The organism is Citrobacter sp. CK181 (genome assembly GCF_030333595.1).
Taxonomy (GTDB): domain Bacteria; phylum Pseudomonadota; class Gammaproteobacteria; order Enterobacterales; family Enterobacteriaceae; genus Citrobacter_B; species Citrobacter_B koseri.
This window is the reverse complement of record NZ_JAOWFN010000011.1, coordinates 1,004,733-1,031,318: the sequence shown is the minus strand read 5'-3', so window position 1 is coordinate 1,031,318 and position 26,586 is coordinate 1,004,733. Positions and strand designations below refer to the sequence as shown.

At 55.3% G+C, this 26,586-nt stretch carries 23 protein-coding genes; 14 read left to right on the top strand and 9 right to left on the bottom strand.

What is annotated here, in order from left to right; genetic code table 11:
* The first annotated feature begins 71 nt into the window (after nucleotides 1-71).
* Complete coding sequence (locus tag OGW17_RS08940; protein WP_024130326.1) at nucleotides 72-512, top strand: GFA family protein; 441 nt, start codon at nucleotides 72-74, stop codon at nucleotides 510-512.
* A 1-nt stretch (nucleotide 513) separates the two neighbouring features.
* On the opposite strand, the gene OGW17_RS08935 is transcribed toward OGW17_RS08940, so the two are convergent.
* The gene (locus tag OGW17_RS08935; RefSeq protein WP_012132380.1) at nucleotides 514-2,001 is read right to left on the bottom strand and encodes an MFS transporter; all 1,488 of its coding nucleotides are present in this window, start codon (nucleotides 1,999-2,001) and stop codon (nucleotides 514-516) included.
* A gap of 118 nt (nucleotides 2,002-2,119) precedes the next feature.
* Between OGW17_RS08935 and OGW17_RS08930 the strand changes: the two genes are divergently transcribed.
* The 6 genes from OGW17_RS08930 to narI all read left to right on the top strand — a co-directional run bounded on the left by OGW17_RS08930 (nucleotide 2,120) and on the right by narI (nucleotide 11,086).
* Nucleotides 2,120-2,698: a TetR family transcriptional regulator gene (locus OGW17_RS08930; RefSeq protein ID WP_012132379.1), complete on the top strand. Its 579-nt coding sequence runs from the start codon at nucleotides 2,120-2,122 to the stop codon at nucleotides 2,696-2,698.
* 215 nt (nucleotides 2,699-2,913) lie between these two features.
* The gene (locus OGW17_RS08925; protein ID WP_071258331.1) at nucleotides 2,914-4,308 is read left to right on the top strand and encodes a NarK family nitrate/nitrite MFS transporter; all 1,395 of its coding nucleotides are present in this window, start codon (nucleotides 2,914-2,916) and stop codon (nucleotides 4,306-4,308) included.
* 124 nt (nucleotides 4,309-4,432) lie between these two features.
* A complete protein-coding gene (locus OGW17_RS08920) occupies nucleotides 4,433-8,173 on the top strand; it encodes a nitrate reductase subunit alpha (protein WP_071258333.1) in 3,741 nt (1,246 codons plus the stop codon).
* On the top strand, nucleotides 8,170-9,714 hold the full coding sequence (narH, locus tag OGW17_RS08915; RefSeq protein WP_012132376.1) for a nitrate reductase subunit beta: 1,545 nt from the start codon (nucleotides 8,170-8,172) through the stop codon (nucleotides 9,712-9,714). Before OGW17_RS08920 ends, narH begins: the two co-directional genes overlap by 4 nt.
* Nucleotides 9,714-10,409 (top strand): nitrate reductase molybdenum cofactor assembly chaperone, encoded by a 696-nt coding sequence (gene narW / locus OGW17_RS08910; RefSeq protein ID WP_071258334.1) that lies wholly within the window; start codon nucleotides 9,714-9,716, stop codon nucleotides 10,407-10,409. Before narH ends, narW begins: the two co-directional genes overlap by 1 nt.
* Nucleotides 10,406-11,086: a respiratory nitrate reductase subunit gamma gene (gene narI, locus OGW17_RS08905; protein ID WP_012132374.1), complete on the top strand. Its 681-nt coding sequence runs from the start codon at nucleotides 10,406-10,408 to the stop codon at nucleotides 11,084-11,086. The genes narW and narI overlap by 4 nt, the downstream gene beginning before the upstream one ends.
* Nucleotides 11,087-11,180: 94 nt before the next feature.
* Here the strand turns inward: narI and nhoA are convergent, their stop codons facing one another.
* Nucleotides 11,181-12,026 carry an N-hydroxyarylamine O-acetyltransferase gene (gene nhoA, locus OGW17_RS08900; RefSeq protein WP_047463652.1) on the bottom strand — a complete coding sequence of 282 codons (846 nt, stop codon included), beginning with the start codon at nucleotides 12,024-12,026 and terminating at the stop codon, nucleotides 11,181-11,183.
* A 234-nt stretch (nucleotides 12,027-12,260) separates the two neighbouring features.
* Here nhoA and OGW17_RS08895 point away from each other — a divergent pair, with 234 nt between their 5' ends.
* Both OGW17_RS08895 and OGW17_RS08890 read left to right on the top strand, forming a co-directional pair.
* Nucleotides 12,261-12,830, top strand: a complete 570-nt coding sequence (locus OGW17_RS08895; RefSeq protein ID WP_024130325.1) for a flavin reductase family protein — start codon at nucleotides 12,261-12,263, stop codon at nucleotides 12,828-12,830.
* A gap of 107 nt (nucleotides 12,831-12,937) precedes the next feature.
* Nucleotides 12,938-13,987, top strand: a complete 1,050-nt coding sequence (locus tag OGW17_RS08890; RefSeq protein WP_071259022.1) for a GGDEF domain-containing protein — start codon at nucleotides 12,938-12,940, stop codon at nucleotides 13,985-13,987.
* A gap of 5 nt (nucleotides 13,988-13,992) precedes the next feature.
* Here the strand turns inward: OGW17_RS08890 and pptA are convergent, their stop codons facing one another.
* A complete protein-coding gene (pptA, locus tag OGW17_RS08885; protein ID WP_049009881.1) occupies nucleotides 13,993-14,220 on the bottom strand; it encodes a tautomerase PptA in 228 nt (75 codons plus the stop codon).
* Between the two features lie 108 nt (nucleotides 14,221-14,328).
* On the bottom strand, nucleotides 14,329-14,946 hold the full coding sequence (locus OGW17_RS08880; protein ID WP_071258335.1) for a glutathione S-transferase family protein: 618 nt from the start codon (nucleotides 14,944-14,946) through the stop codon (nucleotides 14,329-14,331).
* A 296-nt stretch (nucleotides 14,947-15,242) separates the two neighbouring features.
* On the opposite strand from OGW17_RS08880, the gene ansP reads away from it, so the two are divergent.
* Nucleotides 15,243-16,742 (top strand): L-asparagine permease, encoded by a 1,500-nt coding sequence (gene ansP / locus OGW17_RS08875; RefSeq protein WP_024130324.1) that lies wholly within the window; start codon nucleotides 15,243-15,245, stop codon nucleotides 16,740-16,742.
* Nucleotides 16,743-16,848: 106 nt separating this feature from the next.
* On the opposite strand, the gene yncE is transcribed toward ansP, so the two are convergent.
* The gene (gene yncE / locus OGW17_RS08870) at nucleotides 16,849-17,910 is read right to left on the bottom strand and encodes a 7-bladed beta-propeller protein YncE (RefSeq protein WP_071258337.1); all 1,062 of its coding nucleotides are present in this window, start codon (nucleotides 17,908-17,910) and stop codon (nucleotides 16,849-16,851) included.
* Nucleotides 17,911-18,175: 265 nt separating this feature from the next.
* On the opposite strand from yncE, the gene pqqU reads away from it, so the two are divergent.
* Nucleotides 18,176-20,299, top strand: coding sequence for a TonB-dependent receptor PqqU (pqqU, locus tag OGW17_RS08865; RefSeq protein ID WP_071258339.1), 2,124 nt, complete (start codon nucleotides 18,176-18,178; stop codon nucleotides 20,297-20,299).
* Nucleotides 20,300-20,375: 76 nt separating this feature from the next.
* Here the strand turns inward: pqqU and curA are convergent, their stop codons facing one another.
* Both curA and OGW17_RS08855 read right to left on the bottom strand, forming a co-directional pair.
* Nucleotides 20,376-21,413: an NADPH-dependent curcumin/dihydrocurcumin reductase gene (curA, locus tag OGW17_RS08860; protein WP_049008493.1), complete on the bottom strand. Its 1,038-nt coding sequence runs from the start codon at nucleotides 21,411-21,413 to the stop codon at nucleotides 20,376-20,378.
* Nucleotides 21,414-21,461: 48 nt separating this feature from the next.
* Nucleotides 21,462-22,037, bottom strand: coding sequence for a helix-turn-helix domain-containing protein (locus OGW17_RS08855; RefSeq protein WP_012132365.1), 576 nt, complete (start codon nucleotides 22,035-22,037; stop codon nucleotides 21,462-21,464).
* A gap of 37 nt (nucleotides 22,038-22,074) precedes the next feature.
* Between OGW17_RS08855 and OGW17_RS08850 the strand changes: the two genes are divergently transcribed.
* Both OGW17_RS08850 and OGW17_RS08845 read left to right on the top strand, forming a co-directional pair.
* Nucleotides 22,075-22,593 carry a GNAT family N-acetyltransferase gene (locus OGW17_RS08850; protein ID WP_071258341.1) on the top strand — a complete coding sequence of 173 codons (519 nt, stop codon included), beginning with the start codon at nucleotides 22,075-22,077 and terminating at the stop codon, nucleotides 22,591-22,593.
* Nucleotides 22,590-23,039: a DMT family transporter gene (locus OGW17_RS08845; protein WP_071258342.1), complete on the top strand. Its 450-nt coding sequence runs from the start codon at nucleotides 22,590-22,592 to the stop codon at nucleotides 23,037-23,039. The genes OGW17_RS08850 and OGW17_RS08845 overlap by 4 nt, the downstream gene beginning before the upstream one ends.
* Before the next feature lie 83 nt (nucleotides 23,040-23,122).
* On the opposite strand, the gene OGW17_RS08840 is transcribed toward OGW17_RS08845, so the two are convergent.
* Together OGW17_RS08840 and OGW17_RS08835 are read right to left on the bottom strand one after the other, a co-directional pair.
* Nucleotides 23,123-23,356 carry a YdcY family protein gene (locus OGW17_RS08840; protein WP_012132361.1) on the bottom strand — a complete coding sequence of 78 codons (234 nt, stop codon included), beginning with the start codon at nucleotides 23,354-23,356 and terminating at the stop codon, nucleotides 23,123-23,125.
* A gap of 17 nt (nucleotides 23,357-23,373) precedes the next feature.
* Nucleotides 23,374-24,972: an ABC transporter substrate-binding protein gene (locus OGW17_RS08835; protein ID WP_024130321.1), complete on the bottom strand. Its 1,599-nt coding sequence runs from the start codon at nucleotides 24,970-24,972 to the stop codon at nucleotides 23,374-23,376.
* A 282-nt stretch (nucleotides 24,973-25,254) separates the two neighbouring features.
* Here OGW17_RS08835 and OGW17_RS08830 point away from each other — a divergent pair, with 282 nt between their 5' ends.
* The gene (locus tag OGW17_RS08830) at nucleotides 25,255-26,586 is read left to right on the top strand and encodes an SrfA family protein (RefSeq protein ID WP_071258343.1); all 1,332 of its coding nucleotides are present in this window, start codon (nucleotides 25,255-25,257) and stop codon (nucleotides 26,584-26,586) included.

Genomic DNA, 26,586 nt, shown 5'->3' with positions numbered 1-26,586 from the left:
ATTTGAACATAAGCCAGCCCATGATGGGCTGGCTTTTCTCCAGATGTTGATCCGGTCATAAGGAGTATGCCGTGCAAACGTTCACAGGACGTTGCCTCTGTGGGCAGAGTCATTTTACCGTTGACGTTGAAATGCTCGATGTTTATGCCTGTCACTGCACGCTGTGTCAAAAATGGTCTGGTGGTATTGCGATGTACCTGGAAGCCTGCGGTCGTCCGCTTATGGCTCCCCATTCACCAGAGCCCTCTCACTTCTCTTCTTCTTTGCGTGGCGAACGCTACTTCTGTTCAGGTTGTGGGTGTCCGCTGTGGTTCCGGCTGACGGAAAGCGACCGCTATTTTATGCCCTGGACGCTGTTGGAATTAACCGAAGATGAACGGCGTCGTCTGATCCTGGCAGCCGAAATCTATACCGAAACGCAACCTGCGTTCTGGCGGTTGACGGGGCAATACGCTCGCCTGAGCGGTAAAGAGATCGAAGCGATGGATTACCCCTGTCAATTAGCACATTAGGTTAGCCGCGTTTTACTTTTGCCAGACTAAACCACATCCCTACCGCTAACAGAATTAACATGCTTCCGGCACTGCTCAGCGCCACGCTGTGCGACCAGGTAAACGCCTGTCTGGCGGCGTCCAGTATCGCCTCACCGAGTGAAGGCGAGAGCGTATCCGCCAGCTGCACCGCTTCTCCCATTGACGACGATGCGCGTTCGATTTCCTCTGCGTTCAGGCCGGAAGGAAGCAGGATAGATGCGGAAAAGCTGCGGCTTAACAACAAGCCAAAGATTGCAATGCCAAGCCCGGCGCCCAGTTCATAGGCCATGGTTTCTATCGCCCCGGCCGCCGCCGCTTTTTCTGCGGGCGCAGCGGCCATAATGGCGGCGGTAGAGGCGAGCAACGCGCTGGCGGCGCTAAAACCCAGCAGCGCCATCAGGCACCAGGCCTGCCATTGCTGCGTGCTGAAATCCGTCATTGCCAGGCCATAAAAGCTCAGCGCGCTTAGCGCCATGCCGCCAGTCGCCACTGTTCGCAATCCCAGTCGTGAAACCAGCATCCCGGCAAGGGGGCCGCTGAATCCACTTGCGAGCATCACCGGCAGCATAAACAGCCCTGCTTCATACGGCGTTAAGCCATGAACAAACTGAAGCTCCTGCGCCATCAGTAACTCGAAGCCGACCAGCGTGATCATCGCCGTCATCGCCATCACAACGCCGCTCAGAATGATGCGATGCGTAAACAGACGCATATCGATCATCGGGCGCGCTGCCGCGAGCTGCGTGCGGATAAACATGCCCAACAACAGCGCGCCGATCATCAGCGTCAGGGCGATAACGCCGCTGGCCAGTTGCCCTTTCAGCGCGGTTTTCGCGCTGTATACCAGCAGCAGGATGGCGATAATCAGCATGACCGCATGGCTAAAGTTCAATGGCTGATCGCGGCGACCGGACTGGCGAGGCACAAAGCGCGCCGTTAACGCCATCACCACCAGAACAATGGGCACATTGATCAGGAAGACCGATCCCCAGTAAAAGTGCTCCAGTAACATACCGCCGACCAGCGGGCCGAACGCGGCGCCGCCCGACCCTACGGCCGCCCAGACGCCAAGCGCCATATTACGGTGACGGGCCTCAGAAAACGTAGCGCGGATACCGGCCAGCGTCGCCGGAACAATCATCGCCGCGCCGATAGCCAGAATCGCACGGGTAGCGATCAGCCAACTGGCGCTGTGGGCGAACGCTGCCGCCAGCGACGCAAGACCGAATAAGCCTCCCCCCAGCAACAGCAGGCGTTTAAAGCCGATTCGATCGCCCAGCGCGCCCATCGGCAATACCATCCCTGCCATCACCAGAGAATAAATATCAATGATCCACAACAGCTCGTTGCCACTGGCGCCCAACGTCATGCTCAGCGTGGGTGCGGCAACGTGCAGCACCGTTGCATCAATCGCAACAGGGATGTAGACCAGTACAATAATCATTAACGTTAACCACTGACGAAACATAAAACGTCCTTTGAAAGCAAAAACTGAACACGTGTTCAACTCTCGCGATCCTACGGAAAGTTGAACGCATGTCCAGCTTTTTGTTACACTGCGCCAACTGCGAAAATGGGAGAAAGCCATGAGTTATCTGAATCGGGATGAGCGCCGTGAAGTGATCCTGCAAGCGGCAATGCGCGTCGCGCTGGAAGAGGGATTGAGCGGCATGACGGTAAGGCGAATCGCGCAGGAAGCCGGCGTCGCGACCGGGCAACTCCACCACCATTTCAGCAGTTCGGGCGAGCTTAAATCTCAGGTATTCGTTCGTCTGATTCGCACCTTGCTGGATGCCAGCCTGGTGCCCGAGCACTGCACCTGGCGCATGCGGCTGCACGCCATGCTGGGGAGTGACGATGGTGGATTAGAGCCCTACATTAAACTCTGGCGGGAAGCGCAGATCCTGGCGGATAACGACCCGGAAATTAAAAGCGCCTACCTGCTGACCATGCAAATGTGGCATGAAGAAACGACCGCCATCATTGAAGGCGGTCAGGAGGCAGGAGAATTTTCATTGGCCTCAGCCGCCGCTGATGTCGCCTGGCGATTAATCGCATTAGCCTGCGGGCTGGACGGCATGTACGCCCTCGGTATGTCTGAAATGACCGATCCTGCCTACCAGCAGCATCTGGACCGCATGATTACACTGGAGTTATTTCGCTGATGTTATACGCCAGTTAACAATGCATCTTTTGTGTTTACATTTGGTAACACTTAAGCAACTTATTAACCGCCCTTCACTCCTCGTGGTCTCGCTTTTTTATCTATCCTTTCAATCAATATTCTTAAAAGTCTTCAATAAATTCTAAAAAGGGCCCGCGCGCCCTTCCTGGACTTATTTCTTTTTTTTCATGAACGACGTGTGCGTGTGAGGGCAATATGGCGCTACAAAATGAGAAAAATAATCGTTATCTTTTGAGTGACTGGAGGCCAGAACAACCCGCTTTCTGGGAAAACAAAGGTAAACACATTGCCCGAAGAAATCTTTGGATATCAGTGGCTTGTTTATTGCTCGCATTCTGCGTCTGGATGTTATTTAGCGCCGTCGCCGTTAATTTGAATAAAATTGGTTTTAATTTCACCACTGACCAGCTCTTTTTATTAACCGCTTTACCTTCGCTGTCCGGGGCTATATTACGCGTGCCCTACTCCTTTATGGTACCTATATTTGGCGGGCGTCGCTGGACGATTTTTAGCACAATTATTCTGATTATTCCCTGTATCTGGCTCGGTTTTGCGGTGCAAAATACATCCACCCCTTTTGGAGTATTTATTATCATTGCACTGCTGTGCGGTTTTGCTGGCGCTAACTTTGCCTCCAGTATGGGCAACATCAGCTTTTTCTTCCCGAAAGCAAAGCAAGGTAGCGCCCTCGGCGTGAACGGCGGTTTAGGCAACCTTGGCGTCAGCGTGATGCAACTTGTCGCCCCGCTGGTGATTTTCCTGCCCATGTTCACTTTTCTGGGCGTACAGGGCGTGCCGCAGCCCGATGGCTCGCTGCTTTCGCTGACGAACGCCGCGTGGATCTGGGTGCCGTTATTGCTTATCGCGACCCTCGCAGCCTGGACCGGGATGAATGATATCGCCAGCTCGAAAGCCTCTGTCGCTTCTCAACTGCCGGTGCTGAAACGCTTTCACCTTTGGCTGCTCAGCCTGCTCTATCTCGCCACCTTCGGTTCTTTTATCGGTTTCTCCGCAGGATTCGCCATGCTGGCGAAAACCCAGTTTCCCGACGTCAATATTCTGCAACTGGCCTTCTTTGGCCCGTTTATCGGCGCGCTTGCGCGTTCTGCGGGCGGCGTTATTTCTGACAAGTTCGGCGGCGTTCGCGTCACGCTGATTAACTTCGTTTTCATGGCGCTGTTTACCGCCCTGCTGTTTCTGACATTACCGGGCTCCGGCTCAGGAAGTTTTATCGCCTTCTATCTGGTGTTTATGGGGCTTTTCCTGACCGCGGGCCTGGGAAGCGGCTCGACCTTCCAGATGATTGCGGTCATTTTCCGCCAGATCACGATCTACAGGGTGAAACTGCGCGGCGGCTCAGATGCGCAGGCCCAGCGTGAAGCCGTGACCGATACGGCCGCCGCCCTCGGTTTTATCTCTGCGATTGGCGCAGTCGGCGGTTTCTTTATCCCTAAAGCTTTTGGTTCTTCTCTGGCGTTGACCGGCTCGCCGGTTGGCGCAATGAAAATCTTTCTGGTGTTTTACATCGTTTGCGTACTGGTGACCTGGCTGGTTTATGGTCGCCGTAAACCGGCAGCAACAAAAAAATAAAACATATTCATCACAGGTTCGGACGTAGGCCGGATAAGACGCCGGGCGTCGCCATCAGGCAATCGCGCAGCGCCTTATCCGGCCTACAAGACCGCCTGACACATTATGGAGCAGGAGAAATGTCATGAGTAAACTGTTGGATCGCTTTCGCTATTTTAAGCAAAAAGGCGACACTTTTGCGGACGGTCACGGTCAGGTGATGCACACCAACCGGGACTGGGAGGACAGTTATCGTCAGCGCTGGCAGTTCGATAAAATCGTGCGCTCCACGCATGGCGTGAACTGCACCGGCTCCTGTAGCTGGAAAATCTACGTTAAAAATGGTCTGGTGACCTGGGAAACGCAGCAGACGGACTACCCCCGAACCCGCCCGGATCTGCCTAATCATGAACCGCGCGGCTGCCCACGCGGCGCCAGCTATTCCTGGTATCTCTATAGCGCTAACCGCCTGAAGTATCCGCTGGTGCGTAAACGCCTGATTGAACTGTGGCGTGACGCCCTTTCCCGCCAGCCTGATCCGGTATTGGCGTGGGAGTCGATCATGAACGATCCGCAAAAGTGCCAAAGCTACAAGCAGGTACGCGGACGCGGTGGGTTTATTCGTTCTAACTGGAAAGAACTTAATCAACTGATCGCGGCGGCCAACGTCTGGACCGTCAAAAATTATGGCCCTGACCGTGTCGCCGGGTTCTCGCCGATTCCGGCGATGTCGATGGTCTCCTACGCCGCCGGAACCCGCTATCTTTCATTGCTCGGCGGAACCTGCCTGAGTTTCTATGACTGGTACTGCGATCTGCCGCCCGCATCGCCGATGACGTGGGGCGAGCAAACCGATGTCCCGGAATCCGCAGACTGGTACAACTCCAGCTATATCATCGCCTGGGGCTCTAACGTGCCGCAAACGCGCACGCCGGACGCGCACTTCTTCACAGAAGTGCGTTACAAAGGCACCAAGACAATTGCCATTACGCCGGACTACTCAGAAGTCGCCAAGCTGTGCGACCAGTGGCTGGCGCCGAAGCAAGGTACTGACAGCGCGCTGGCGATGGCAATGGGCCACGTCATCCTCAAAGAGTTTCATCTCGATAACCCCAGCGACTATTTCCTGAATTACTGTCGCCGCTATACCGACATGCCGATGCTGGTCATGCTTGAAGCGCGCGAAGACGGCAGCTATGTGCCGGGTCGCATGATGCGGGCGTCCGATCTGGTCGACGGGCTGGGTGAAACCAATAACCCGGAATGGAAAACCGTCGCTTATAACCGCGCGGGTGAACTGGTGGTGCCGAACGGCTCTATCGGCTTTCGCTGGGGCGAGAAAGGCAAGTGGAATCTTGAGCCGCTGGCGGCAGGCAACGAAACGGAACTGACCCTCTCCTTGCTGGGCCAGCATGATGATGTCGCTGGCGTGGCGTTCCCTTACTTTGGCGGTAATGAGAATCCGCATTTTCGCAGCGTGAAGCAAGAACCGGTTCTGGTGCGCCAGTTGCCGGTGAAGCGTCTTACCCTGGCCGATGGCAGCCTCTGCCCGGTCGTCAGCGTCTACGACCTGGTACTGGCGAATTATGGCCTGGATCGTGGTCTGGATGACGATCACAGCGCCAAAGATTACGCGGAAATTAAGGCCTACACTCCCGCCTGGGGCGAACAGATTACCGGCGTACCGCGTCGTCACATCGAAACGATCGCCAGGGAATTTGCCGATACCGCGCATAAAACGCATGGCCGTTCCATGATCATCCTCGGTGCCGGTGTGAACCACTGGTATCACATGGATATGAACTATCGCGGGATGATTAACATCCTCGTATTCTGCGGCTGCGTGGGGCAAAGCGGCGGCGGCTGGGCGCACTACGTGGGGCAGGAAAAGTTACGCCCACAAACCGGCTGGCTGCCGCTGGCGTTTGCGCTGGACTGGAACCGCCCGCCGCGTCAGATGAACAGCACGTCGTTTTTCTATAATCACGCCAGCCAGTGGCGTTATGAAAAACTGACCGCGCAGGAACTGCTGTCGCCGCTGGCTGATTCCTCACGCTTTACCGGCCATTTAATTGATTTCAACGTGCGAGCTGAACGTATGGGCTGGCTGCCCTCCGCGCCTCAGCTCAACCTCAACCCGCTCACGCTGAAAAGCAAAGCGGAACAGGCCGGATTATCCCCTGCTGATTACACCGTACAGGCGCTGAAGTCGGGAGATATTCGTTTTGCCTGCGAGCAGCCGGACAGCGGTAAAAACCACCCGCGCAACCTCTTCGTCTGGCGCTCGAATTTGCTGGGTTCATCCGGCAAGGGGCATGAATACATGCTCAAATACCTGCTGGGCACTGAAAGCGGCATTCAGGGAGAGGCGCTGGGGTCCAGTGACGGCGTCAAACCGGAAGATGTGGAGTGGCAAACGGCCGCCATTGAAGGCAAGCTCGACCTGCTGGTGACGCTGGATTTCCGCATGTCCAGCACCTGCCTGTTCTCGGATATTGTGCTGCCGACCGCCACCTGGTATGAAAAAGACGACATGAATACCTCGGATATGCATCCGTTTATTCATCCGCTGTCTGCTGCCGTTGACCCGGCGTGGGAATCGAAAAGCGACTGGGAAATCTACAAAGGGATCGCCAAAGTGTTCTCCGACGTCTGCGTGGGGCATCTTAGCAAAGAAACCGATGTGGTGCTGCAACCGCTACAGCATGACTCCCCGGCAGAGCTGGCGCAGCCGTTTGATATTCTCGACTGGCGCAAAGGCGAATGCGATCTGATCCCCGGTAAAACCGCGCCGAACATCGCGGTGGTGGAACGCGACTATCCGGCGACGTATGAGCGGTTCACCTCCCTCGGCCCGTTGATGGATACGCTGGGCAACGGCGGGAAAGGCATTTCCTGGAATACGGAAAACGAAGTCGATTTCCTCGGTAAACTCAATTACACCAAACGCGAAGGCCCGGCGAAAGGTCGCCCGCTGATTGACACCGCGCTGGACGCCTCTGAGGTCATCCTTGCGCTGGCGCCGGAAACCAACGGTCAGGTGGCAGTCAAAGCCTGGGAGGCGCTGGGCGCGATTACCGGGCGCGATCATACTCATCTGGCGCTGAACAAAGAAGACGAGAAAATCCGCTTCCGGGATATTCAGGCCCAGCCGCGCAAAATTATCTCCAGCCCGACCTGGTCCGGTCTTGAAAGCGAGCATGTCTCTTACAATGCCGGGTACACCAACGTTCATGAGCTGATCCCGTGGCGCACGCTGTCCGGTCGTCAGCAGCTCTATCAGGATCACGCCTGGATGCGCGCCTTCGGGGAAAGTCTGGTGGCCTACCGTCCGCCGATTGACACCCGTAGCGTCAGCGAAATGCGCGAAATCCCGCCGAACGGTTTCCCGGAAAAAGCGCTGAACTTCCTCACGCCGCACCAGAAATGGGGCATTCACTCCACCTATAGCGAAAACCTGCTCATGCTGACGCTGTCGCGCGGCGGGCCGATTGTCTGGATCAGTGAAACTGATGCCCGTGAGCTGGGCATTGAGGATAACGACTGGATCGAGGCCTTCAACGCCAACGGCGCCCTCACCGCGCGTGCGGTGGTCAGCCAGCGCGTGCCGCCGGGTATGACCATGATGTACCACGCTCAGGAACGCATCATGAATATCCCGGGTTCTGAAGTCACAGGGATGCGCGGCGGGATTCACAACTCCGTTACGCGCGTCTGCCCGAAACCGACCCATATGATCGGCGGCTATGCGCAACTGGCCTACAGCTTTAACTACTACGGTACGGTCGGATCGAACCGCGACGAGTTCATCATGATTAGAAAAATGAAAAATATTAACTGGCTGGATGATGAAGGTCGGGATCAGGTACAGGAGGCGAAAAAATGAAAATACGCTCACAGGTAGGCATGGTTCTCAACCTTGATAAGTGCATCGGCTGCCACACCTGCTCCGTCACCTGTAAAAACGTCTGGACCGGGCGTGAAGGTATGGAGTACGCGTGGTTTAACAACGTTGAGACAAAACCCGGTATCGGCTATCCGAAAAACTGGGAAGATCAGGAGGAGTGGCAAGGCGGCTGGGTTCGCGATGTCAACGGCAAGATAAGACCGCGCCTGGGCGGCAAGATGGGCGTTATCACCAAAATCTTCGCCAACCCGGTGATCCCGCAAATCGATGATTACTACGAACCGTTTACCTACGATTATCAGCATCTGCACAGCGCGCCGGAGAGCAAAAACCAGCCCACCGCCCGCCCGCGTTCGCTGATTGACGGCAAAAGGATGGACAAAATTGTCTGGGGGCCAAACTGGGAAGAATTGCTCGGCGGCGAATTTTCAAAACGTGCCCGCGATCGTAACTTCGAGAAGATGCAAAAGGAGATGTACGGCCAGTTCGAAAACACCTTCATGATGTATCTGCCGCGTCTGTGCGAGCACTGCCTGAACCCGAGCTGTGTGGCGACCTGCCCGAGCGGCGCGATTTATAAGCGTGAAGAAGATGGCATTGTGCTGATCGACCAGGACAAATGTCGCGGCTGGCGTCTGTGCATCAGCGGTTGTCCGTACAAAAAAATCTACTTCAACTGGAAAAGCGGCAAATCAGAAAAATGTATTTTCTGTTATCCGCGTATCGAATCCGGTCAGCCGACCGTCTGCTCGGAAACCTGTGTTGGCCGTATTCGCTATCTCGGCGTGTTGTTGTATGACGCGGACCGCATTGAAGAAGCGGCCAGCACCGAACACGAAACCGATCTCTATGAGCGCCAGTGCGACGTGTTCCTTGACCCGAACGATCCGGCGGTGATTGAAGAAGCGCTAAAACAGGGTATTCCGCAAAACGTGATTGAGGCCGCTCAGCGTTCCCCGGTCTACAAAATGGCGATGGACTGGAAGCTGGCGCTGCCGTTACACCCGGAATACCGCACCCTGCCGATGGTCTGGTACGTGCCGCCGCTGTCGCCAATTCAGTCTTATGCCGATGCTGGCGGCCTGCCGCAAACCGAAGGTGTGCTTCCGGCGATCGAAAGCCTGCGTATTCCGGTGCAGTACCTTGCCAATATGCTGAGCGCAGGCGATACCGGCCCGGTGCTGCGCGCCCTGAAACGGATGATGGCGATGCGCCACTATATGCGTTCGCAGACGGTGGAAGGCGTTACGGACACCCGCGCTATTGAGGAAGTCGGCTTAAGTGTGGAACAGGTGGAAGAGATGTATCGCTACCTGGCGATCGCCAACTACGAAGACCGTTTCGTGATCCCAACCAGCCACCGTGAAATGGCGCGTGACGCCTTTCCTGAGCGTAACGGCTGCGGCTTCACCTTCGGCGATGGCTGCCACGGTTCCGACACCAAATTTAACCTGTTTAACAGCAGCCGCATTGACGCCATCAACATCACCGAAGTACGCGATAAGGCGGAGGGCGAATAATGCAGATCCTCAAGATTATTGGCTTGCTGATGGAGTACCCGGATGAGCTGTTGTGGGAGTGCCGTGACGACGCCATTACGCTTATTCGCCATGACGCGCCAATGCTCACCGACTTCACCACTGAGCTGTTAAACGCCCCGCTGCTGGATAAGCAGGCGCAGTGGTGCGAGATCTTTGATCGTGGGCGCGCGACGTCGCTGTTGCTGTTTGAACACGTTCATGCGGAATCGCGCGATCGGGGCCAGGCGATGGTCGATCTGCTGGCCCAGTATGAAAAGGTGGGACTGCAACTCGACTGCCGCGAGTTACCCGACCATCTGCCGCTCTATCTGGAGTATTTGAGCGTGCTGCCGGAAGCAGAAGCGCGGGAGGGATTGCAGAACATCGCGCCGATCCTCGCGCTGCTGGGCGGGCGTTTAAAACAACGGGAAACGCCGTGGTATCAGCTGTTTGACGCCCTGCTGTCGCTGGCGGGTAGCCCACTTTCCAGTGACAGTGTCACACAGCAGATCGGCGGCGAGGCGCGTGACGATACCCGTCAGGCGCTGGATGCCGTCTGGGAAGAGGAACAGGTGAAGTTTATCGAAGATAACGCCACCGCCTGTGACAGTTCTCCGTTACAACACTATCAACGACGCTTTAGCCAGGACGTGGCGCCACAGTATGTCGACGTCAGCGCGGGAGGCCCGAAATGATACAGTACCTGAACGTCTTTTTTTACGACATCTACCCCTACCTCTGCGGCACGGTGTTTATTCTCGGCAGTTGGTTGCGCTATGACTACGGACAGTACACCTGGCGCGCCTCGTCCAGCCAGATGCTGGACAAACGCGGCATGGTGCTATGGTCAAACCTGTTCCATATCGGCATCCTGGGGATCTTCTTCGGCCATCTGTTCGGTATGCTAACGCCCCACTGGATGTACGCCTGGTTCCTGCCCATTGCGGTGAAACAGCAAATGGCGATGATTCTTGGCGGGGTCTGTGGTGTGCTGACGCTGGTCGGCGGCGCAGGTCTGCTGATTCGGCGTCTGTTTAATCAGCGCGTGCGCGCCAGCTCATCCACGGCGGATATTTTGATCCTCTGTATCCTGCTGATCCAGTGCATCCTCGGGCTGACGACAATACCGTTCTCCGCGCAACACCCGGACGGAAGCGAGATGCTGAAACTGGTCGGTTGGGCGCAGGCGGTTGTGACGTTCCAGGGCGGCGCTTCGGCGCATCTGGACGGCGTGGCGCCAATTTTCCGCGCGCATCTGGTGTTGGGAATGACCATCTTCCTGATTTTCCCGTTCACGCGTCTGGTGCATGTCTGGAGCGCGCCGTTTGAGTATTTCACTCGCCGCTACCAGATTGTCCGCTCACGTCGCTGACCTGACCCCATGCCCGGTGGCGCGACGCTTACCGGGCCTACAAAATACTCCCTGTAGGCCGGATCAGGCGTAAGCCGCCATCCGGCGCAAAACGTTATTTCCCTGCCTCCGGGTGGGTATCAAACGCCGCCATGACGGCCGCTAATTCCGCCTCGGTAAACCCGTGCTTCGCATCATCGACTCCCAGCCCAAACTGCTCCTGCAATAGCGCGTAAAGCGACGCCACATCCGGCACATTACGCTGTTCTATCGCATGGCCTTCCTGATAATGGGTGAAATGGAAATTGGTCAACGTCAGCTTACCGCCATCCGGTAAATGGCGGCACATCAGCAGGTGATGGCGAAAATGCGACTGCGGCCAGTGCGCTGACCAGAAGTTGCCCATCACGTAATCGCTCTGCTGCTGAACCCCCAGATCGAAGCAATACATCGACTGCCAGTGATCGTGATGGCGGAACTGCAAAATCCAGTTATTCCCCTCTTGTCGCAAACGGTATTTGCCATGCGGCGTCTGTTGTTCACATTCTGCCTGCAAACGGATGGGCGCGGTCAATGTCTGCCCGCCAAATCCGACGTCTGCAATCCACGGCTCGCCTTGCAGTTCGACCAGTAACAGCCGGTGCGTACGTGGCGGCAAGCTGGTCGGGTTTGTTAGTACGACACGCCCCAGCAGGCTGCGCACGGTAAAGCCTGTCTCCCGTAAAGCACGTTCAAACAGCCCATTTTGTTCGAAGCAATAGCCGCCGCGACGGGCGGTCAGCAATTTTTCTTCCAGCGACAAATCGTCGAGCTGAATTTCGCGCGGCAGTAAGACATCCAGATTTTCAAACGGAATGGTGCTGTTATGCTGCAAATGCAGCGCTCGTAAAGTGTCAAGATTAGCTTCGGCAGCGCCCGACCAATTTATGCGGGCAAAATAGGCGGTCAAAAAAGACGTCATAAGGCATTCCTGTCTGTAGGGGTTCACGCAAAAAAGCTGATTCTACGCTGATGGCGGCAATCTGTTACCCTGCCGCCTGACGTAATATGTCACGGATGCGGTTCTCAACCTGGAGTATGATTGATTTTTGGCGGTATTACGTACAATAACGTGCGTTGCACATGTATCTTTTAGCCACTATTTTCAATAGTGTCGTTACGATAAGACGATAATCCCCCTGAACGAGGCATACCTATGAGTCGTTTTCGTCCTGTAGAGCTACATCATGCCAGCCGTCTGTTAAATCACGGCCCGACGGTTCTGATCACCAGCCGGGACGATCGCACGGAGCGGCGGAATGTTATGGCGGCGGCGTGGTCTATGCCCGTCGAGTTTGAGCCTCCCCGTCTTGCCATTGTGCTGGATAAAACCACCTGGTCGCGCGAGCTTATAGAACGCAGCGGTATGTTTGGCATCGTGATTCCCGGCGTAGCGGCAACGAACTGGACGTATGCGGTAGGCAGCGTCTCTGGCCGCGAAGAAGATAAATTCAACTGCTATGGCATCCCGGTGATAAAAGGCCCGGTGCTCGGTTTACCCATGATCGAAGAGAAATGCCTTGCCTGGATGGAATGCCGACTGCTGCCCGCAACGTCGGCACAGGAAAAATATGACACGCTTTTTGGCGAAGTGGTTTCGGCGGCGGCGGATGAACGTGTTTTTATTGAAGGCCGCTGGCAGTTTGATGACGATAAACTGAATACCCTGCATCATTTAGGTGCGGGAACCTTCGTTACCTCGGGCAAAAAAATTACCGCGGGCTGAAGGCGAAATGCCCCCCGGCGTCCCCGTTTATCATCCACTTTTCAGATAACGCTATGGCTCAGGATAACAGAAAAGCGAAACATACCATCTGGACCACTCGCGAGGATATGGTGAGACGAGGAATGGCTCTCAGCCTGCCGTGGTTTGCTTTTGTGAATATCAGTTTTGCGCTGATGATCTTTTTTCGTGACGCGTTATTCCACGATACCCACGCGCGCTATCTGGCAGAGATGCGTATTGTCCGCACTATTGATGACGCCGTTATCGGCATTATGCTGGTCTGTGCCCTGCTGTTGATTACCTCCCGGCGGCAATCCTGGCTGACGCAGGGATTATTAATCACCCTTAGCCTGTTCTGGTCCTGGTGCAGTTATTATTTCATCAGCCACTGGCAATTAACGTTCGCCTATCCTCTCTGTGCGGTGTTATTACTCAGCGCCGTGATCGCACTTTATTTTCATACGCCGAGCGTACTCGCTTTTCTGCTCCCGCTATGGCTGACCGTCCCCGTCGCCAGCGTTGTTTTGAATCAGAAAGTGAATATTCATTTCGCGGTGATCTGGGGCATTTTCTCGCTTATTTTGCTGGGCGGCCGTTTTATGCTGATTCGCTGGTTTGATGAAGCCTGGCGACAAAATCAACACAACAACCTGCTTATTTCGCGCCTGGATAACCTTGCGCATCGCGACCCGCTCACCGGTACGGCAAACCGGCGCGCAATGGAAAAACTGCTGCATAGCGCAACGGCACAGCAAAATGCGTTTGCGCTGATCATGCTCGATGTCGATTTTTTTAAACGCTATAACGACGCCTACGGGCACCCGGCCGGTGATGCCTGCCTGAGTCAGGTCGCGGATATACTCGCTCAGTCGGTGCGCAGCCCGGAAGATGTGGTCGCCCGCTATGGCGGCGAAGAGTTCGCTGTTATTTTGTTTGACGCGACGTTGCAAGATGCAGAGCGCGTGGCGGCGAGAATACAAAAAGCGCTGGAAGCGGCGGCGATCCCCCACCCGGCGTCAACGGTAAGTGACACTGTCACGGTAAGTCAGGGTATCGCCTGCTCAGAGAAAGGAAAAACCGCTGAACAGACGATCGCGGATGCCGATGCCGCGCTGTACCGGGCCAAAGAGGCCGGACGGAATCGTTGGGCGCGCTGACAGCGTTACATGCTGTAGCCAGGTTTTTTAATCAGCGAGTCCATCTGCGGGGCTATTTCCGCGTCCCAGACGGTTTTCCAGGCATCCGGCTGAACCTGACTGAGCGCAATGCTTACCGAACTGTCTTTACTTTGCAGATGGCGAATAATGACGTCGGTAATCTCCGCAGCCAGGGCGGCCTTCTCTTCGTCATTCAGTTCGCGAGGAAAACACTTAATATCAATGTGCGGCATAGCAGGTTCCTGTTCTTTTATTGTCTGAGTGAATATCACGTTATCACAGGAACGGTGAACGGTGTGTCCGTTAATGCGGGCCAACGGCCATCATCGGCGCCGCCCGTGCTAAATGATGTCGTTATTTTTCAGCACCGTCTGGAGCGGTGGATGCTGGCAGACCGCATCGGCAATCGCGCTAATGTTCGGGGCGTTGTCCTGAAACCAGTCATGGCCCGGCCCCCAGGTGCGCATCACGCACAGATAACAGTCCAGTAGCGTTAGCTGCCTGCCAAAGGCGTAGGGTTCCGCTATCAGCCGACCGTTGAGCCACATATACAGCGCCTTACGGTATTCAAGGCAGCTTTTCTTCAACTGCTCCGGGGCATTTTGCACCCAGCGTTCAGGGTAATCAGCATACGTGAATGTGGGATAAACGTTCGCTACCAGCCAGATTAACAAACGCTGAAACTGCTGACGCTCGGCGTGTCCGACCGGCGGCGCGAGATCGGGACGGCGATCGAGGATCATCAGCGCAATGGCGGCGCTCTCCGTCATGATTTCTCCGTTTTCCAGCGCCAGCGTTGGAATCTGGCACAGCGGGTTGAGCTTCTGGAGCAGATCCCGCTGCGGCCCCTCGGCATCAAACCCCTTCACATCGATAAATTGATACGGAATCTCCGCCAGAGTCAGCATGACTTCGCTAATTGCCGAGCCCCAGCCGGGTACGCCATAAACTTTGATCATGCGGCCTCCACAACGTGTAAAACGCTAAGTGTAGTTGATTCACCGTGCTACTGGCTGAATCGTGACCACAGCGCGGCTGAGCTGACCACACGTAAAAGCACGACGTCTTAACGCTGCGTTTCCGGGTATGTTTTGCGTCGTTTAACAATTGCAGGTAGGATGCTCCGCCGATGGTTTTATCCCTACCACAGAATGATGGGAAAAACCGTTTCAGCGTTAGCCAGGCAATCGTTTGGTTAGCAAAAGGTGCGGCACAAAAAGTATCTCTTCTGTCCGACAGGTCAACAGGTAACACAATGAAAACACACAATACAAACGCGCTTGAACAACATGCCGCGAAACGACGCTGGTTGAACGCCCATGAAGAGGGTTATCACAAGGCGATGGGCAACCGACAGGTACAAATGATTGCCATTGGCGGCGCAATTGGCACCGGATTGTTTTTAGGGGCTGGCGCACGACTGCAAATGGCTGGCCCTGCCCTGGCGCTGGTTTATCTGGTATGCGGTATTTTCTCATTCTTTATTCTTCGCGCGCTCGGCGAGCTGGTTTTGCATCGCCCTTCCAGCGGCAGCTTCGTCTCCTACGCCCGTGAATTTTTAGGCGAGAAAGCGGCATACGTCGCAGGCTGGATGTACTTCATCAACTGGGCGATGACCGGGATCGTCGATATCACCGCAGTGGCGCTGTATATGCACTACTGGGGCGCATTCGGTGACGTTCCGCAATGGGTGTTTGCCCTGGGCGCGCTGGCGATCGTGGGCACAATGAACATGATTGGCGTGAAGTGGTTCGCCGAGATGGAGTTCTGGTTCGCGCTGGTAAAAGTGCTGGCGATTGTCCTGTTTCTGGTTGTCGGCACAATCTTTTTAGGAAGCGGCAAACCGCTGGATGGCAACACAACAGGCTTCCATCTGATCACCGATAACGGCGGGTTCTTCCCGCATGGCCTGTTGCCTGCTCTGGTGCTGGTTCAGGGCGTTGTCTTCGCCTTCGCGTCGATTGAGCTTGTTGGTACGGCGGCCGGAGAGTGCAAAGATCCGCAAACGATGGTGCCAAAAGCGATCAACAGCGTGATCTGGCGTATTGGCCTGTTCTATGTTGGTTCCGTTGTCCTGCTGGTGTTGCTGCTGCCGTGGAACGCGTATCAGGCCGGTCAGAGCCCCTTCGTGACCTTCTTCTCAAAACTGGGCGTGCCTTACATCGGCAGCATTATGAACATTGTGGTGTTGACGGCGGCCCTCTCCAGTCTGAATTCAGGCCTGTACTGCACCGGCCGTATTTTACGTTCGATGTCGATGGGCGGTTCCGCGCCGAAATTTATGGCGAAAATGAGCCGTCAGCAGGTGCCGTACGCCGGTATTCTGGCGACGCTGGGCGTGTATGTCATCGGGGTGTTGCTCAACTATCTGGTGCCTTCTCAGGTTTTCGAAATTGTCCTTAACTTCGCATCGCTGGGTATTATCGCCTCCTGGGGCTTCATCGTGGTGTGCCAGATGCGTTTGCGTAAGGCGATTAAAGAAGGCAAAGCGGCAGACGTCAGCTTTAAGTTACCGGGCGCGCCGTTTACTTCCTGGCTCACCCTGCTGTTCCTGCTGAGCGTTCTGGTGCTGATGGCGTTTGATTACCCTAACGGCACCTATACCATCGCTTCACTTCCGCTGATTGCCATTCTGCTGGTCGCTGGCTGGTTTGGCGTGCGCAACCGCGTGGCAGAAATTCACCGCACCGCGCCGGTTGTGCCGCAGGAAGAGAGTAAGCAGGACATGGTATTACGAGAAGAGACGGCGAGTTAACACTGGCAGCCCGGTGGCGTGACGTTTATCGGGATGTTGTTACGCGGTAAAAAGGAGGGGCTTGCCCCTCCTTTTTTTACTTAATGCTTACAGCGTTATTTAACCGTTACAGCGCGATGCGGATAACATCATCTGGCTGAGTGGCTTCCTGCTCACGGGTTGATTTCTGCTTCACGCTCACGAACAGCGTTTGCCCGTCCGCAGACAGCGCCAGGCTATTCGGGAATGTCGGCGTGTCGTAAGTTTTCACGACCTTATAGCTTTTCGCGTCAATCACGCTCACTTTACCGGCCTGGCGGTGCGTTACATAGGCTTCGTTGCGGGTCGGGTTGAACAGCACGGCCAGTGATTCCGGCGCGGCTACTTTTGCCAGCACATTGCCATTACGGGTATCCACCACCAGAACTTCAGCCGCTTTGGAGTCGGTGATAAAAGCGCGATGGCCCGCGGTGTCGAGGCTCAGGTTGATAAAGAAGTGCTCTTTCCCGTCATCCAGCAATGTCTTGCGGCTCAGGATCTTGTTGTCCGCAGTATCGATGGTGATGAACTCGCCGTTTGCGTTAGTGGTGTAAAGACGCTTCGCTTGACTGTCAATGGCCAGACCCGTGCTCATTTTACCGGTATTCTGGATGGTCGTTTTCAGGGCGATTTTTTCACCGTCAACCACCCAAATCACGCTCTCTTTACCAATGCCGCTGATATATACGGTGTTGGTCGCATCATCGCTGACCAGTTCGCGTGGTTGCAGCGGACGGACATCTTCGGAACGCTTGCGCTCATCCAGCACCAGACGCCCTTTTACATCACCTGTTTTGGCATCGATTGCCGTCAGCGCGCTGTTTACGGTGTTACCAAACCACAGCGTTTGCGTCGCGTTGTTGATGGTCGCGCCAAACGGTTTGAGATCGTTATGGATGGCCTGCGTCACCTCAAGGGTAACCGGGTCGAGGCGATAAACTACCCCACCTTTGTCCGTTTTGCGGCTTTGCGAAGTAGCCAGCCACAGCGCATTTTCCTGCTGGCTATAGGCCATTTCATAAGCGCCCTTGCCGACGGCTTTACGCAGCATTTCTTCTGCCGCCTGCGTGCTAAATGAAGACGCGACCAGCAGTGAACCTAACAGTAAAGAACCACGCAGGCGCGGCGAAAACAGATGACGTAAATGCATGACGACTCCCTTTGATAAACACGTTTGTAGCTGCTTCACATGGCTTCGGCGAGTGAATCCGTGTCCCACTCGCTGTACGTAGATGCGAATAGTAATCATTATTTAGTGCAAAGTGGAGCGTTTCTTTGCAGGCAGTCTACAATTTCTTTAATTTTTTCATGTTCCATTAACGCATCGTGCTATTAAATTTTTCATATATTTACAAAGTAATTAAAGTATTCATTAAATTTCATTTGGCACGTTTACTCGTGATTGGTTTTTTTTCATGAAGATCATTACCGCTCGTCAGGCCGCATTTCCCGCCCTTCTATTCCCTTTCGTTTTCTCGCCGGTGAGCCTGGCGGCCACGGCTGAAGATGAACAAACGATGATTGTTAGCGCGACGCCGCAAACGGTGTCTGAACTGGACACGCCCGCCGCCGTCACCGTGGTTGAAGGGGAAGATATGCGACTGGCGACGCCGCGTATTAATCTGTCTGAATCCTTAAACGGCGTGCCCGGTTTGCAGGTACAAAACCGTCAGAACTATGCGCAGGATTTACAGTTGTCAATTCGCGGCTTTGGCTCCCGTTCTGCATACGGCATTCGCGGTATTCGTCTGTATGTTGACGGCATCCCGGCCACCATGCCGGACGGACAAGGGCAGACGTCCAATATCGATCTGAGCAGCGTCCAGAATGTGGAAGTGCTGCGCGGCCCCTTCTCCGCGCTGTACGGCAACTCTTCCGGCGGCGTGATGAACGTGACGACGGAAACCGGACGCCAGCCGCCGACGATTGAAGCCAGCAGCTATTACGGCAGTTTCGGGAGCTGGCGCTATGGCATGAAAGCCACGGGGGCGATGGGTGACGGAACGCAGGCGGGGGACGTGGATTACACCGTCTCCACGACCCGATTCACCACCCACGGTTTTCGCGATCGCAGCAGCGCGCAAAAGAATCTGGCTAACGCAAAACTGGGGGTGCGTCTGGACGATGCCAGTAAGTTAAGCCTGATTTTCAATAGCGTAGACATTCACGCGAACGACCCCGGCGGCCTGACCGAATCCGAATGGAAAGCCAACCCGCAGCAGTCGCCGCGTGCCGAACAGTTCAACACGCGAAAAACCATCAAGCAGACTCAGGCAGGCCTGCGCTATGAGCGGCAGCTCAGCGAACACGACGATCTGAGCGTGATGATGTATGCCGGTGAACGTGAAACCACACAATACCAGTCCATACCGATGGCGCCGCAGCGGGATAACCCCGCGCATGCAGGTGGCGTAATCGTGCTTCAGCGTCATTATCAGGGTATCGACACCCGCTGGACGCACCGGGGCGAGCTGGGCGTACCTGTGACGTTCACCACCGGCCTGAACTATGAAAATATGAGCGAAAATCGCAAGGGTTACGAGAACTACCGCCTGAATAACGGCGTGCCGCAGTTTGGCGTGAAAGGCGATTTGCGTCGTAATGAGCGCAACCTGATGTGGAACGCCGATCCCTACCTGCAAACGCAGTGGCAACTGACCGAAAAACTTTCGCTTGATGCCGGCGTGCGGTACAGCTCAGTCTGGTTTGACTCTAACGATCATTACGTTACGCCTGGAAACAGAAATGACAGCGGCGAGGCCAGCTACCATCAATGGCTCCCTGCCGGGGCGCTCAAGTATGCGTTCACCGATGCGTGGAACGTTTATCTGGCCGCAGGGCGCGGTTTTGAAACGCCGACCATCAATGAACTCTCCTATCGCCCGGACGGACAAAGCGGCCTGAACTTCGGCCTGAAACCCGCCACCAATGACACGGTGGAAATTGGCAGTAAAACGCGTATTGGCGATGGTTTACTGACGGCGGCGCTCTTCCAGACGGATACGGATGATGAAATTGTCGTCGCCACCAGCGGCGGCGGGCGCACCACATATAAAAACGCCGGTAAAACCCGCCGCCAGGGTGCGGAATTATCGTGGGATCAGCGTTTCGCCGGTAACTGGCGGGTAAACGCCTCCTGGACCTGGCTGGATGCGACCTACCGCAGCAACGTCTGCAAAAGTGGCGATTGCAACGGTAACCGCATGCCGGGCATTGCGCGTAATATGGGGTTCGCCTCGCTGGGATATGTACCGGATGAAGGCTGGTATGCCGGCACCGATGCCCGCTATATGGGGGACATTATGGCAGACGATCACAACACGGCAAAAGCGCCCTCGTATACCGTGGTTGGTCTGAACACCGGGTATAAGTTTAACTACAGCAACTTAACGGTCGATGTGTTTGGCCGGGTCGATAACCTGTTTGATAAAGAGTATGTCGGTTCGGTGATCGTCAACGAATCAAACGGACGCTATTACGAACCGGCGCCGGGGAGAAACTACGGCGTTGGCGTCAATCTGGCATGGCGTTTTGAGTAAGCACCAGAGCTAAAAAAGCTAAAAAAAATAGCGGGGAATCGCCCCGCTATTTTTTAATGTCATGCAGCGTCAATTCTCAGGCATCATCCGCCAGGCGAATCACGACCTTGCCGAAGTTCTTCCCGGTCAGCAGACCGATAAACGCCCCCGGCGCTTTTTCCAGTCCGTCGGTGATCTGTTCGCGGTAGTGGATCTTCCCTTCTTTGACCCAGCGCCCCATCTCCTGCTGAAACTCATGAATCCGGTGCCCGTAGTCCTGACCAATAATAAACCCTTGCAGGCGGATGCGTTTTTTTAACAGCGTCGCCATTAATAGTGGCAGCCGGTCAGGTCCATCGGGGAGTTTTGTGGCGTTATACCCGCTCACCAGACCACACAACGGGATACGTGCCGAAGTATTCAACAGCGGCAGAACCGCATCAAACACTTTGCCGCCGACATTTTCATAATACACATCAATTCCCTGCGGGCAGGCTTTCGCCAGTTGTTCCGCAAAATCCGCCGCGTGGTGATCGAGGCATATGTCAAAACCGAGAATCTCGGTCGCGTAGCGGCATTTTTCTGCGCCGCCTGCGACACCCACCACATGACAGCCCTTCAGTTTGCCTATTTGCCCGACGGTTGCGCCGACCGGCCCGGTGGCGGCCGCAACGACCAGCGTTTCCCCTGCTTTGGGCTGGCCGATATCCAGCAGTCCCATATAGGCGGTAAAGCCCGGCATCCCCAGCACGCCCAGCGCCCATGACGGATGCTCAGGGTTGTCACCGAGTTTCACCAGCCCTTTCCCGTCGGAAATATCATAATCTTGCCAGCCGCTGTAACTTAATACCCATTCTCCCGGACGGTAATCAGGGTGACTGGACTCCACGACCCGGCTGACCGTTCCGCCAACCATCACGCCGTCGATCTCCACCGGCGGTGAGTAGGACGGTTCGTCGCTCATTCTTCCGCGCATGTAGGGATCGAGGGACAGGAAAATTGTACGTAACAGCACTTGCCCTTCACCGGGCGTCGCCACGTCGTCCTCTTCCATGCGGAAGTTGCTCTCAACCGGCGCGCCATGCGGACGCGAAGCCAGAACCCAACGACGATTACGGTATGCTTGTTGGCCCATGATGTTCTCCTCTGCTTGTGGCATGAACCCCTCAATAGTAGCCGAACATTAATTACCCGCGTGGTTTAAGCGCACAACCAGGTAAACGCATGTTTCCTGCGTCTCATTGATAAAACGGCAGTCGTTTGGCGGCCCCAGCTCCAGGCAGTCGCCCGCTTTCATCTCATGGCGAACCCCGCCTTCGACAAAGACCAGTTCTCCCTGCTGTAGCCAGATAAGTTGTCTTGCCAGCGCGTAGGATGCCGCAGGCATCGGTACGTCACTCCCTGCCGGAAGCGAGATTTGTACGAGATCGATGGGCAGGTCGCTGCGCGGTGAGACGTGGCGGCGCAGGTAGTGCGTCTGCGGGTCGTGCCAGACGGGTTGATCGGCAAAACGCAGCAGCTTGCCCTCCTGCATTTCTGCACGCGCGATCAGCGTTGACATGCTGATGCCAAACGCCCCGGAAAGCCGCCCCAGCAGCGTGGCCGTCGGGCTGCTCTCTCCGCGTTCGATTTTGTGGATCATGGCGCGCGATACGCCTGCCCGCTCGGCAAGCTCCGTCAGCGACCAGCCCCGCGATTCACGCTCAATGCGAATTCTTGCACTGATCCGTTGATTTATGCTGTCTTCGATAGTATTCATATCGTAATACTATAGTGAACAACAACTGAGGTTCAACATGTCTATTCGATTTGCTGGCAAAGAAGACTGCGCCGCCATCGCCGAAATCTACAATCACGCGGTATTGCACACGGCGGCAATCTGGAACGATCAAACGGTCGATGTGGATAACCGCATCGCATGGTTTGATGCGCGTCAGCTATCAGGCTATCCGGTTCTGGTCAGTGAAGAGAATGGCGTCGTCACCGGGTACGCCTCCTTTGGCGACTGGCGTAACTTTGACGGTTTCCGCCATACGGTTGAACATTCCGTATATGTCCACCCGGATCATCAGGGGAAAGGCCTCGGACGGGCGCTTCTCAGCCGTCTGATCGAGGAAGCGCGCGCATGCGGCAAGCATGTGATGGTCGCCGGAATCGAGTCGCAAAACCAGGCATCGCTGCATCTGCACGAAACGCTGGGGTTCAGCATTACCGCCCAAATGCCGCAGGTTGGCACCAAATTCGGCCGCTGGCTGGATCTGACGTTTATGCAGCTTCAGCTTGACGATCGCCGCGACCCGGATGCGCGCGGATGAACCAGACGCTGACCCTCGCCTTTCTGATTGCCGCCGGTATTGGGCTGGTTGTGCAAAACACGCTTATGGTGCGCATTACACAGAACTCATCAACGATTCTCATCGCCATGCTGCTGAATTCGCTGGTCGGGATTGTCCTGTTTGTCAGCATTTTGTGGTTTAAACAAGGCACGGCGGGGTTTAGCGAGCTGGCTTCCAGCGTGCGCTGGTGGACGTTGATTCCCGGCTTGCTCGGATCGTTTTTTGTTTTCGCCAGTATTAGCGGGTATCAGTACGTTGGCGCAGCGACGACTATCGCGGTTCTGGTTGCCAGCCAGCTTATTGGCGGCCTGGTATTGGACATTTTGAGAAGTCATGGCGTGCCGTTACGTGCGCTGGCAGGCCCGGTTTGCGGCGCGGTGTTGTTGGTGATCGGCGCGTGGCTGGTCGCCAGACGCCAGTTCTAACTGCCGCTTCGCCGGATGGCGGCGTCGCGGCGTAAACGCTTTATCCCGGCCTGTACATCCCTCACAGGCCGTGCTTATCAACGTCAGAGAATGCTACCGCCTTTGGTAAGCTGTTCGCGACGCGCTTCCATATCTTCCTTGTACTGACGACCGTGATGCGCAATCGCCGTCCGTAGCCGCTGTTGCTGGGTGTAACGATCTTCCCGGCTCAGTTCGGCATCATCGCTCAGCGCGATCAGCAGTTCGTTCATATGGGTAATGACGCTCTCTTCGATAGCGGCATCTACGCGCGCAGTGACCTCTTCCAGGTGCGACATAAACTCTCCTTAAACCATCAATTCAATTTAGCTTTTGAAAAATCACTGCCCATCAGGCTTACGCTGTATCCGGTTACGTTGCTGCGTGTGGCGTAGAACGTTTTGCCATTTGCTAGCGCGATCCACGGCGCTTGCTGATAGAAAATATCCTGCGCCTGCTGGTAGAGCTGCGCACGTTCTTCCGGCTTGCTCACCCGTTTCGCTTTCTGGACGAGATCATCATACCCTTTATCGCACCAGCGCGCGGCATTTGAGCCGGTTTTTATGCTATTGCAGCCCAGCAGCACATCGGCAAAGTTATCTGGATCGCCATTGTCAGACATCCAGCCGAACAGCGCGGTATCGTGCTCGCCTTTACGCATCCCGGACAGATACTCTCCCCATTCGTAAGAGACGATTTTCGCCGTCACGCCGACTTTTGCCCAGTCGCTCTGGATCATTTCCGCAATGCGCCGGGAATTGGGGTTATAAGGGCGTTGCACCGGCATCGACCAGAGCGTTGCCTCAAACCCCTTCTCCAGCCCCGCCTGCTTCAGCAAATCTTTGGCTTTTTGCGGATCGTAGTCGTAATCCTTCAGGTTGTTATTAAAGCCCATCATATTTGGCGGGATGGGCGATTTCGCCACCGTACCGGAACCGAGGAACACCGCGTTGATAATGGCTTTTTTATCAGTGGCGTAATTTAACGCCTGGCGCACCAGTACGTTATCAAACGGTTTTTTCTCGGTATTAAAGGCCAGATAGCCGACGTTCAGCGCATCGACCGAATGCAGCGTTAACGCATTATTCTTTTTAATCTCGTCAAACTGTACGGGGGATGGCGCCGGAATAATCTGGCACTCGTTGGTTTGCAGTTTTGCCAGGCGCGTCTGGGCGTTAGGCGTAATCGAGAAAATAAGATGTCTGGTCGGCACTTCGCCATCCCAGTAGTTCGGGTTTGCCAGGTAGCGAATCTGTGAATCCTGCTTGTAGTGTTGCAGTACGTAAGGGCCAGTGCCGACAGGCCAGTTATCGACGTTTTCCGGTGTGCCTTTTTTCAGCATCGCATCGGCATACTCTGCGGAGAGAATGGAGGCGAAATCCATTCCCCAGTCAGCGAGGAATGCCGCATTGGGTTCGTTCAGCACAAACTGGACGTGATAATCGTCGACCTTTTTCACCTCTTTAATCAACTTATCGAGGCCGACATCATTGAAGTATTCGTAGCTGCCCTGCGACACATTATGGTACGGATGATCCGCATCCTTCTGGCGCAGCACCGAGAAAATAACGTCATCGGCATTAAAATCGCGCGTCGGTTTAAAGAATTTATTGCTGTTGAATTTCACGCCCTGACGCAGCGTAAACGTGTATGTTTTCCCGTCCGGGGAAATCGTCCAGTCGGTCGCCAGCGACGGCACCGGCGTATTTTTTACCGGATCGAAATTGATCAGTCGGTTGTACAGCACCTGCGAACTGGCCACGAATGACGGGCCGGAACTGGCGATTTGCGGGTTAAACGATTCGGGTGAGGCTTCAGAACAGTAGATGATGGTATCGGTATTGGCCGCAAATGCCGCCCCTGCCGGTAAAAGTGCGCTGAGCGCCAGCGCGAGCAACGTTTTCCCTGTAGACATCGTTATAAGCCTTTTCATTTGATTATAAAGAGAGTCATATGAGCATAGCTTACAAAAGCTGACAAATAACGAATCACTCTCAGGTTATTCCGTTCTGGTATTTTTCGCTAATGAATGCGTCCTGCGGCGTGAAATAATTTCCCTTAAGTCTTTTTGAAAACGTCAAGATTTTTCCCCCGGCGCTATGCCATGAAAATTAGCCCCTTTTTGCCTCTCTTCCGCCGTTTGCTTGTCTTTGTAATCCGTAAAGTAGATGCGTGAAGAAGTCTAAGGGACAACAACGTGGCAAAAACTCTCTTACGTAGCGGCAATCTGGACGACTATCAGGCCGTGGGCGGCGGCGGTCAGGCCGTATTTGATTCCGCATTGCAAATTCGTGAAACGCTTCGTCTGCGTAAACAGCAGGCAATGGTGGATTGTCTGGCGATCCCGCAAATTAATGACAGCGGCGATCGCGTCGACTGGTATTCCCCGGTCGAGGGAAAAGCCATCGCATGGAAGGTCGCGGAGGAAGAAGCTCGATTTCGGGCGCTGCGCTACCTGAGCAGCACGCTGGAAAACGCGGCGGCGCTGAGCCGCAAAAGTCTGCAATCCGGGAAAACTTCGTTGCAGCTGTTCGGTTCCCTGCTGGAAAAAGCGGTTCAGTTCCCTGGGGAAAACCACGTTTTTCTGGTTGATGGCAAACCGGTCATCACCTTCTGGGGGTTTGTGAATCTTAATGAAAACACCCGTGAGGACGTACTTGACTGCCTGCGCGCCATTGATGTTCCGCCCGTCCTGCCGCCTGCCGCTGAACCCGAGCAGGAGGTGGAAGATGAGCCGTTGCCAGAGGTGACGTTTGCCCGTTCCGATGAGCCCTTACTGACGCCGGTGATGATTGAACGCCCCCAGGAACCCGAACCTGAACCGGTCGCCCCTGTTGTTGTCAGCGAACCGCAGGCGCCTTCGCCATCTCCGACCGCTCCCGTGAAGCCCTCTTCACGTCTGCCGCTATGGAGCCTGCCGGTTGCCGCCGTGATTGTCGCTGCCGTTGCGGCGCCGCTGTTGTGGAAACCGTCTGCCCCCGTCGCCGAAGCCACGACGGTCAGTACGCCGGTTGTCGCCGCGAAAGTAGACAGTAAACCGTTGCCGAAGATGATTGCCCAACTGCCGCTGCATCAGGCGGAAGTGGTTCCGCCGGTGAAAAAAGCGAAGCCCGCAGATGAACCGGTAGTGATCGCCGCCATCCCCAAAGATGCGCTGGTGATGGATGCCGGTCAGATGAAAGCGGGAGTCACGCGCTTTTTGAATGGAAACTGGCGCGTACTGATTGACGTTAAAGATCCGGTCAGCGGAAAAGCGCCTTCTCTGCGTTACCAGATCCAGAACAACAAAGGCACCGCCCGGGTGGTACACGGCGACAACATCGTCTGCCGGGCGGACATTTTCTCCGGCCTGCATCAGACCGGAGAGCTGATGATCAAGAGCCGTGGTCACGCACGTTGCACCGATGGTTCGCGCTACCCGATGCCGGAAATCACCTGTAAAGCCAGCACGAATGACGTTGCGGCTTGCTCAGCGCGTTATGACGCCCATGCGGAAGTCCCGTTGACGATCAAAAAGATAGGTACCTGA